Source organism: Archangium sp., assembly GCF_036389735.1.
In the GTDB taxonomy this organism is placed as follows: Bacteria; Myxococcota; Myxococcia; order Myxococcales; family Myxococcaceae; genus Archangium.
The window spans coordinates 1-8434 of sequence record NZ_DASVWK010000321.1 but is presented as its reverse complement, the minus strand read 5'-3'; the positions used below and the strand labels follow the sequence as shown (position 1 = coordinate 8434).

10 protein-coding genes are annotated in these 8434 nt (G+C 69.7%); 9 read left to right on the top strand and 1 reads right to left on the bottom strand.

What is annotated here, in order from left to right:
• Positions 1-260: hypothetical protein (locus tag VF794_RS11360; protein ID WP_331109612.1), on the top strand; the 260-nt coding region annotated here is incomplete at its 5' end.
• A 4-nt stretch (positions 261-264) separates the two neighbouring features.
• Here the strand turns inward: VF794_RS11360 and VF794_RS11355 are convergent.
• Positions 265-735 (bottom strand): GreA/GreB family elongation factor, encoded by a 471-nt coding sequence (locus VF794_RS11355; protein ID WP_331109610.1) that lies wholly within the window; start codon positions 733-735, stop codon positions 265-267.
• 106 nt (positions 736-841) lie between these two features.
• Between VF794_RS11355 and VF794_RS11350 the strand changes: the two genes are divergently transcribed.
• The 8 genes from VF794_RS11350 to VF794_RS11315 all read left to right on the top strand — a co-directional run.
• Positions 842-1288 carry an RsbRD N-terminal domain-containing protein gene (locus VF794_RS11350; protein ID WP_331109608.1) on the top strand — a complete coding sequence of 149 codons (447 nt, stop codon included), beginning with the start codon at positions 842-844 and terminating at the stop codon, positions 1286-1288.
• Positions 1289-1394: 106 nt separating this feature from the next.
• Positions 1395-2048, top strand: a complete 654-nt coding sequence (locus tag VF794_RS11345) for a type 1 glutamine amidotransferase domain-containing protein (RefSeq protein ID WP_331109606.1) — start codon at positions 1395-1397, stop codon at positions 2046-2048.
• Between the two features lie 41 nt (positions 2049-2089).
• Positions 2090-2683: a hypothetical protein gene (locus tag VF794_RS11340; RefSeq protein ID WP_331109604.1), complete on the top strand. Its 594-nt coding sequence runs from the start codon at positions 2090-2092 to the stop codon at positions 2681-2683.
• Positions 2680-4218: a GMC family oxidoreductase gene (locus tag VF794_RS11335; protein WP_331109602.1), complete on the top strand. Its 1539-nt coding sequence runs from the start codon at positions 2680-2682 to the stop codon at positions 4216-4218. The genes VF794_RS11340 and VF794_RS11335 overlap by 4 nt, the downstream gene beginning before the upstream one ends.
• Before the next feature lie 3 nt (positions 4219-4221).
• Positions 4222-5271 carry an alpha/beta hydrolase-fold protein gene (locus VF794_RS11330; RefSeq protein ID WP_331109601.1) on the top strand — a complete coding sequence of 350 codons (1050 nt, stop codon included), beginning with the start codon at positions 4222-4224 and terminating at the stop codon, positions 5269-5271.
• A 131-nt stretch (positions 5272-5402) separates the two neighbouring features.
• Positions 5403-6893, top strand: a complete 1491-nt coding sequence (locus tag VF794_RS11325) for an anthranilate synthase component I family protein (RefSeq protein WP_331109599.1) — start codon at positions 5403-5405, stop codon at positions 6891-6893.
• The gene (locus VF794_RS11320; protein WP_331109597.1) at positions 6890-7453 is read left to right on the top strand and encodes an aminodeoxychorismate/anthranilate synthase component II; all 564 of its coding nucleotides are present in this window, start codon (positions 6890-6892) and stop codon (positions 7451-7453) included. Before VF794_RS11325 ends, VF794_RS11320 begins: the two co-directional genes overlap by 4 nt.
• Before the next feature lie 15 nt (positions 7454-7468).
• Positions 7469-8434, top strand: a 966-nt coding sequence (locus VF794_RS11315; protein ID WP_331109595.1) for a hypothetical protein, incomplete at its 3' end; no start/stop codon positions are given.

The window sequence follows — 8434 nt, the reverse complement described above, 5'->3', positions numbered from 1 at the left end:
CTTCGGGGCAAGAAGAGATGTTTGTTGATGAGTCGCAGAGGCGAGATGCTGTGGGGCGAGAGAATCCTTTCTCCGAAAAAGCTCATCCGCTTTCAGTGGATGAGGCTTCGCAGCGGGCAATCGAATCCAGGTTTGATGCCGTCACTGTTGGACAGCTTCTGCTTGGATTCGCGTCTTCTGACGAGGGCATCGAGAAGGCAATGGGGTTCGCTGCAATTGTGGTAAAGGCCAGAATGGCTCGTCTTCGTAAAGCTAGGTGAGTTCTCACGCCGACGGGGCCCGGTAGGTGACCCGGACGACGGTGTACTCGACGGCGCCACGCGGGCGCTCGACCCGGACGGACTCGCCCAGCTCCCTGCCGAGGAGGGCCCGGGCCAGCGGCGACTCCACGCTGAGCCGGCCCGCCCTCACGTCCGCCTCGTCCGCGCCGACGAGGCGGTACGTCGTCTCCGCCCCCTCCTCATCCTCGAGCGTCACCCACGCACCGAAATAGACGTGCTCCTCGTCCGGGGGCTCGGGGGCCACCACCTTGACCTCCTCCAGGATGGACGTGAGCTGTTGCACCCGGCGCGCCTGCTCGCGGGGGGTTGAGGCAGTGAGCGTCGCGAGCTCCTCCTGGAGGGCCTGGTAGCCCTCGGGAGTGATGTAGCGCTTCTCGCCGGAGGTCGAGCGGGGGCGCGGCGGGAGGACGACCTCCTCGGAGCCGGCATCCTCTTTCGTGAAGGCCTTCGACATAGGGCTCCCTCTGGGACGGTTGGCATCCTGCCTGGGGGCACACCCGTTGTACCCGAGGCCAGGGGGCCTTGCGGGCAGGAACGCAGGTCCCGACATTCAAACAACCATGGGACTCGCCCAACTCATCGAAGCCCACAAGCACGAGGTCCTCGGTCGCTGGAAGGAGATGGTGCGCACGCTCAGCGATGCACGAAAGCTCTCCGAGGCAAGCCTGGAGGACCACGTTCCTGACCTGATCGACTGGCTTGCAGCGAGGCTGCGTGACCGCGCCTCCACCGATGATTATGGAAGCCAGAGGCTCTCCCGGGTGCATGCCTTCCAGCGCGTGGGAGAGGACTTCGACCTCGTGGAGGTACTGGCCGAACTCGCGGTGCTGCGCGAGGTGCTGCTCTACCTCTGGATAGAGGAGCCAGCCGGGGTAGCGCCTACCGAGGTGCTCCACCTCAACCAGGACCTGGATGATGTGGTGACCGTGTGCACGACGGAGTTCGCCCGCCAGGTGGTGACCCGGTATTGCGGCTCGCCGGAAGCGGCCCAGACGCTCGGTCCATGACCAGGGGATGCTCTCCTGGTTGGTCTCCAGCCTGGAGAGCCCAGGGGTGCCGCATGCGGGCGGAATGCCGACGATTTCAGGGCACGAATCCAGGGAGGGGTAGGGCATGGCGAGGAAGACGTTGAAGGGCATCCGCGTGGGCGCGCTGGTCACGGACGGTTTCGAGCAGGTGGAGCTCACCCTCCCCATGCGAGCCCTCCGCAAGCGGGGCGCCCAGGTGGACGTCATCTCCCTGCACAAGGGGCGCATCCGCGGGATGAACCTGATGTACCCGGGCAAGAAGGTCCGCGTGGACGAGACGGTGGAGAAGGTTCGGCCCAAGGACTTCGACGCGCTCCTCATCCCCGGGGGCTACGTCAATCCGGACGCTCTCCGCCAGAGTGAAGAAGCCCTCGACTTCGTCCGGGAATTCAACTGGCTGGGCAGGCCCATCGCCACGCTCTGCCATGGTCCCTGGGTGCTCGTGTCCGCGGGGCTGGTGAAGGGGCGCAAGCTGGCCGCCTGGCCCGGTATCAAGGACGACATCCGCAACGCGGGCGGACAGTGGATGGACCAGTCCGGCGTGCGCGACGAGCTGTGGTTCACCAGTCGCGGGCCCCATGACATGCGCCACTTCCTCAAGGGCATGGTGTCGCTCTTCGCCGAGAAGGCCCCGCGCAACCACCCCGTGGAGAAGGGCTTCCGCTGGGGCCGCTGGCTCTTCGCGGCCTTGCTGGGCATGGTCGCCATCCGCCCGGTACGCACCGCGCTCGCCCGGTAGGTTGGCAGGGCATGTCCGGGGCGGCTACCGTCCGCCCCCATATGTTGAAGATGACACGGCGGCGCTTCCTCGCCGCGGGGTTGGGCGGCGGGTCGCTGCTCCTGATGGGCAGCGGGCTGCGGTGGCTCACCTCGGGCTACCAGCTCCAGGCCGGGGAGGTCGCCCTGGGGCTCTCCGTGAAGGAACTGTGTGTCGTCCGCGCGCTCGTGGAGATGTTCTTCCCCGCCTCGGGTGCGCTGCCCTCGGGCGTGGCGCTCGGTGTCCATCAGCGCATCGACGAGGAGGTCTGGGCCCAGCCCCAGGCCATGCGCGAGGATCTCCAGGCCGCCGTCCAGCTCCTCGAGCATGGCCCGCTCCTCTTCGGCTTCCCGGGCCGCTTGAGCAGCCTGGACGTGCCCTCCCGCGAGAAGGCCTTCCAGCGCATGCTGGCCTCGGACCAGGACGTGGTGGTGCAGGCCGCCGTGGCCCTCAAGCAGATGGCCCACCTCTTCTATTACGGGCATCCGGACACCTGGAAGGCCATCGGCTACGACGGGCCCTGGGTGCAACAGCCACTGCCGCCCGAGTCCAGCGCGCGCTACCAGTCGCTCGCCACCGAATCGCGTGGACGCCTCGCGCGGGGGGAGCGCTCGTGATTCGCCAGGGCCATGAGGTGGAGTCGGACGTCACCGAGTCCTGTGACGTGTGCATCATCGGCTCGGGCTGCGGCGGGGCCTCGCTGGCGGCGCGCCTGGCCGAGCGCGGGCATGGCGTGGTGGTGCTGGAACAGGGCGGCTATTACACGCGCGCCGATTTCGACCAGCGCGAGACGAACATGCTCGCCAAGGTGGACGGCGGGCGCGGCCTGGACACCTCGGTCGACCTGTCCGTTGCCCTCACCTACGGGAACAACGTGGGCGGCGCCAGCGTGCACTACTGGGCCGACAGCTACCGCACGCCTCCGGACCGGCTCCGCCTCTGGGAGGAGCAGTACGGCCTGAAGGGACACACCGAGGCCATTCTCGCCCCGCACTTCGCCCAGGTGGAGCAGGACCTCCATGTCCACCTCGCGGACGATACCTACGTCAACCGGATGAACCAGCTCATCCGCGAGGGCGCCGAGAAGCTGGGCTGGCACGTGGCCCGGGTACCGCAGGCGCGCAAGGGCTGCGTGCGCAGCGGCTACTGCATGGTGGGCTGCGCCTACGACGCCAAGCAGAGCCAGCTCGTCTCGTACCTCCCCCGCATGGTGAACGCGGGCGGGCGCCTCTACTCGGACTGCCGCGCGGAGCGGCTCGTCTTCGAGGGCTCCCAGGTGAAGGCCCTGGAGGCCTCCGTGCTCGACCGCGCCACCGGCCAGCCCTCGGGGCCCAGGGTGCGCGTCACCGCGCGCGTCTACGTGGTGGCGGCCGGCGGCTTCGCCACCCCCGAGTTCCTCCTGCGCCAGGGCCTCAAGGAGCGCCTGCCCGCCCTGGGCGAGCACTTCTTCTGCAACCCCTCCGCCATGGTCCATGCGCTCTACGACGAGCCCATCATCCAGTGGCGCAACATCCCCGCGGCCTGGGGCGTGGAGGAGTTCCGCCTCGCGCGCTACGACGGCCCGCGCTACGTCGAGGGCGGCTACCTGCTCATGGCCAACCAGATCCACCCGGGCATGTTGGCCGCGGTGCTGCCCGGCATCGGCGCCTCGCACCGGGAGTTGATGACGAAGCTGCCCAACCTCGGCGGCGCCATCTCGTGGATCGACGACGCCGAGGACGGGCGCATCTCCCTGGAGAACGGGCGGCGCCGCGTCCACGTCCCGATCACCGGCAACAACGGCCCGCGCCTGCGCGATGCGCTGCGCAAGCAGGCGAAGCTGCTGCTCACCACCGGCGCCCGGGAGGTGCTGCTCGGGGACGTGCGCGACACCCGCATCACGCGGCTGGAGGACGTCGACAAGGCCGTGGACTCGGTGGATCTCCGCCCCGCGCGCAATGTCCTCGCGGCCCCTCACCCCGGTGGCGGCGCGCGCATGGGCGCGGATCCGAGGACCTCGGTGGTGGGCTTCGACCACCGCGTCCACGGCACGGACAACCTCTACGTCTCCGACCCCAGCGTCTTCCCCACCGCGCCCTCGGTGGACCCCAGTCTCTCCATCATGGCCTTCAGCTTCGTGGCCGCCGACATCATCCACTCTTCCCTGGACTGAACCATGGACACCCACACGTTGGAGCAGAGAGCCCGCGCCGAGGGCACACCCGTCATCACCGGAGAGACGGCCACCTTCGTGTGGCGCGGGCGCAAGCCCGTGTCCGTGATGGGGGACTTCCAGGAATGGTCGGGCAAGCCCGTCCCCCTGAAGGAGGTGGCGCCGGGGCTGTGGATCCATACGCTGAAGCTGCCTCGCGACACCTATGTGGAGTACGCGTTCCAGGACGCCAAGGGGCGGCGGGTGAGGGATCCTCTCAACGAGCGCCTCGTCCCCAACGGCTTCGGCGACTTCAACCACTTCTTCCACATGCCCGAGTCCCAGCCCACGCCGCTCGCGCGGGCGCAGCGGGGCGTGCCTCGCGGCACCGTGACCCGGCACCTGGTGGAGACGCGGGAGCTCGGCGTGGGACGGCAGCGCGCGGTGCACCTCTACGCGCCTCCCACCTCCAAGCCCTGCCCGCTCGTGGTGGTATTTGATGGGCCCGACTACCTGCGGCGCGTGAAGCTGCCCACCCTGGTGGACAACCTCATCGCCCAGGGCCGCATCCGCCCCCTCGCGCTGGCGATGGTGGCCAATGGTGGTGCCGCGCGCACCGTCGAGTACTCCTGTAGCGAGGCCACCCTGGCCTTCCTGCGGCACCAGGTGCTGCCGCTCGCCCACCAGGAGTTGAACCTCGTGGACGAGACGCGCGAGCCCGGTGCCCATGCCGTGCTCGGCGCGTCCCTGGGCGGATTGATCGCCCTGTACACGGGCCTGCGCGCACCGGAGGTCTTCGGCCACGTGCTCTCGCAGTCGGGCGCTTTCAGCATCTGGAACCACGACCTCGTGGTGTTCGACCTCGCCCGCGCCGCTCCGTCCCGGCCGCTCCAGGTGTGGATGGACTGCGGCCACTTCGAGGGGCTCGTCGAGGGCAACCAGCGCATCCTCCCCATCCTCCAGGCCTCTGGCCACCGCGCGCAGTACCGGGAGTACCACGGGGGCCACAACTACCCGGCCTGGCGCGACAACGTGTGGCGCGGCCTGGAGTGGCTCTTCGCTCCCCGTCGCTGAGCGTCCGTACCCACCGCAAGCCCGCTCGGCAGGTGACCCAGGAACTGCTCCGCCTTGTCAAGCGAGGGAGGCGGCGCGGCTCCGGGGCCGGGCCCCTTTTCCGGCCCCCCCGGACGGGGGATAACAGAGGGATGAACGCTCAAGAGCGCAAGGCGGCCTACCGCCAACGCGCGGAGAAGGGCGAGGCGGTCCCCGTCTCGGTCGTGCTCCCCGCCGACCTCGACACCCCGCTGTCCGCCTACCTCAAGCTCGGTGGCGCACGCGGCTTCATCCTCGAGTCCTGCCACGGTGGCGAGCGCTTCGGTCGCTACAGCCATATCGGCACGGCCCCCTCTGGCCGGCTCCGGCTCGACCGCAACGGCGGCACCCTCTGGCGCGGCGACCACTCGCAGCGGCTCGAGGGCAAGCCGCTCGAGGTCCTGCGCTCCGTCTGGCGCGAGCACGCCGTCGCCAAGCTCCCCGGCGAGCCCCCCTTCGTCGGCGGGCTGGTGGGCTACCTCGGCTACAACTGCATGTCCTGGTTCGAGCGCCACGTGCCCGACCGGCACTCCCCGGACATCTCCTTCCCCGACTCCGAGTGGCTTCTGTGTGACGAGTTCGTCACCCTCGACTCGCGCACCCAGACGCTACACGCCACCGCTATCGCCCGGCCGTCCCGCCACGGCAGCGTCGCCCAGGCCCTCCAGGATGCCGAGGCTCGCGCCGAGGCCCTCGCGGATCGTCTGCTGCGCCCGTTGCCCGTGGATGCCTATGTCCCGCATCCGCCCATGCGCGGCGAGGCGGAGGTCTCGGTCCACTGGGACCGGGCCGGCTACGAGGCGGGCGTCGAGCGCGTGAAGGAGTACATCCGCGCGGGGGACTGCATGCAGGTGGTGCTCGCCCGCCGCTTCGAGGCGCGCGGGGCGCCACCGCCGCTGTCGCTGTACCGGGCGCTGCGCCGCATCAACCCCTCGCCGTACCTCTTCCATATCGAGCTGGGCGAGGCGCGCGCGCTGGTGGGCGCCTCTCCGGAGCTGCTGGTACAGGTGCGCGATGGGGACGTCGTGGTGCGCCCCATCGCCGGCACCCGGCGTCGCGGCGCCACCGAGGTCGAGGACGTGGCCCTGGAGAAGGAGCTGCTCGCCGACGAGAAGGAGCGCGCCGAGCACATGATGCTGGTGGACCTGGGCCGCAACGACGTGGGCCGGGTGGCCGCGCCGGGCTCGGTGCGCGTCGAGGACCTGATGGTCGTCGAGCGCTACAGCCACGTGATGCACATCGTCTCGCAGGTGCGCGGGAAGCTGGACGCGAAGTACGACGCGCTCGACGCGCTGGCCTGCACCTTCCCCGCGGGCACGGTGTCGGGGGCTCCGAAGATTCGCGCGATGCAGATCATCGACGAGCTGGAGCCCACCCGCCGCGGCCCCTACGCGGGCGCGGTGGGCTACCTGTCCTTCTGTGGCGCGCTGGACCTGGCCATCGCGCTGCGCACCTTCTTCATCGACGGGGACCGCACGCTCTGGGAGGCCGGTGCGGGACTCGTGGCGGACTCGGTGCCCTCGAAGGAGGCGGACGAGACCGAGGCCAAGGCGCGGGTGATGGCCACGGCCCTGAAGCAGGCGCGTGAAGGAGGTCTGCGGTGATCCTCGTCATCGACAACTACGATTCGTTCACCTTCAACCTCGTGCAGCTCCTCTACACGCTGGGGGCCGAGGTGAAGGTGGCGCGCAACGATGAGATCGACATCGAGGGCGTGGCGGCCTCGGGGGCCTCGCACCTGGTGGTGTCGCCGGGCCCGTGCACGCCGCACGAGGCCGGGGTGAGCATGGCCGCCATCCGCGCCGCGAAGGTGCCGGTGCTGGGCGTGTGCCTGGGGCACCAGTCCATCGGGGCCGTCTTCGGCGGCAACGTGGTGCGAGCGCCGGAGCCGGTGCACGGCAAGACGGCGTCCATCCGCCACGAGGGCCGGAGCATCTTCGAGGGCATGCCCCAGGGCTTCCAGGCGGCGCGCTACCACTCGCTGGTGGTGGAGGCGACGACGCTGCCGGCGGAGCTGGAGCCGACGGCCTGGACGCAGGATGGGCTCATCATGGGCCTGCGGCACCGCGAGCTGCCGGTGGTGGGCGTGCAGTTCCACCCGGAGAGCGTCCTCACGCCCGAGGGCCCCCGGTTGGTGCGCAACTTCCTCGACGGCCGTCTGTAGACACGCTCACGCTCCATGCCCTCACCGCGCCCGATTCCGCGTCCCCCCTCCCAGGAGGTTGCCCCTCCCGAGGCACGGCCCCGCACGCTGCGCATGTACTTCTCTCCGGGGCAGAAGGTGCTCTACACGGGCTCCTTCATGCTGGTAGCGCTCGTGCCCTCGATGGGGCTCGCGTTCGTGGCCCTCGCCATCCTCGGGCCGGAGGCGGCGCTTGTCGCGGTTGTCGGCGGGCTCCTGGCGGCCATGGGCTACTACCTGTGGAAGCTGCGTGTCGTCGAGCAGCTCGGGCGCTTCACCTTCTTCGCCGACCGCGTGGAGAGCGTGTTCCCCCACCAGAAGCGGCTGGGCACGGAGCTGCGCCACGAGATGGTGCGCTACGCGGACGTCGGTCACATCGAGCGGACGTCCCTCGGGGTCGTGCTCCGCCATGGGAGCGGGAGCGGTAGCTCCGGGCAGATGGTCATCCAGTTCCGTCCCGAGCACCGCGACTCCGCGTGGGAGGAGCTCGTCGAGCGGATGGAGCGCGTCGCGACGCGTGGCTCGGTCTTCTCCCTGCGCGAGGGACCCGAGGGTCCCATGCGCTACTCGCGGGAGGGGGAGCCGCTGGATCTCCTACTGCCGGGACCCGGAGTGTCCGGGGGGTTCCGCTTCGCCTCCCCGGAGAGCAACAACCGCTGGGAGGTCCGCGCCTCCGAGGATGCGCGCGTCCTGGTCCGCATCCGACGTGAGTCGATCTCCCAAGGTGACTCGGAGGAATGGAACTGGTTCGTCGAGTCGGCGGAGGGCGAGCTGCTCGCCTACATCTGGAAGAGCTACCAGGCCGGCGCGACGGCGAAGTTCGAGGTGTATGGCCCCCGTGGCGTGGAGCTGGGGCGGATGACGGTGCGCCGGACCTTGCTCACGGGCCCCCAGGTCGAGCTCCTCGTGGGGGAGCAGACCTTGCGATGGGTCTCCAAGGACGGGGCGTTCCAGGTGGAACAA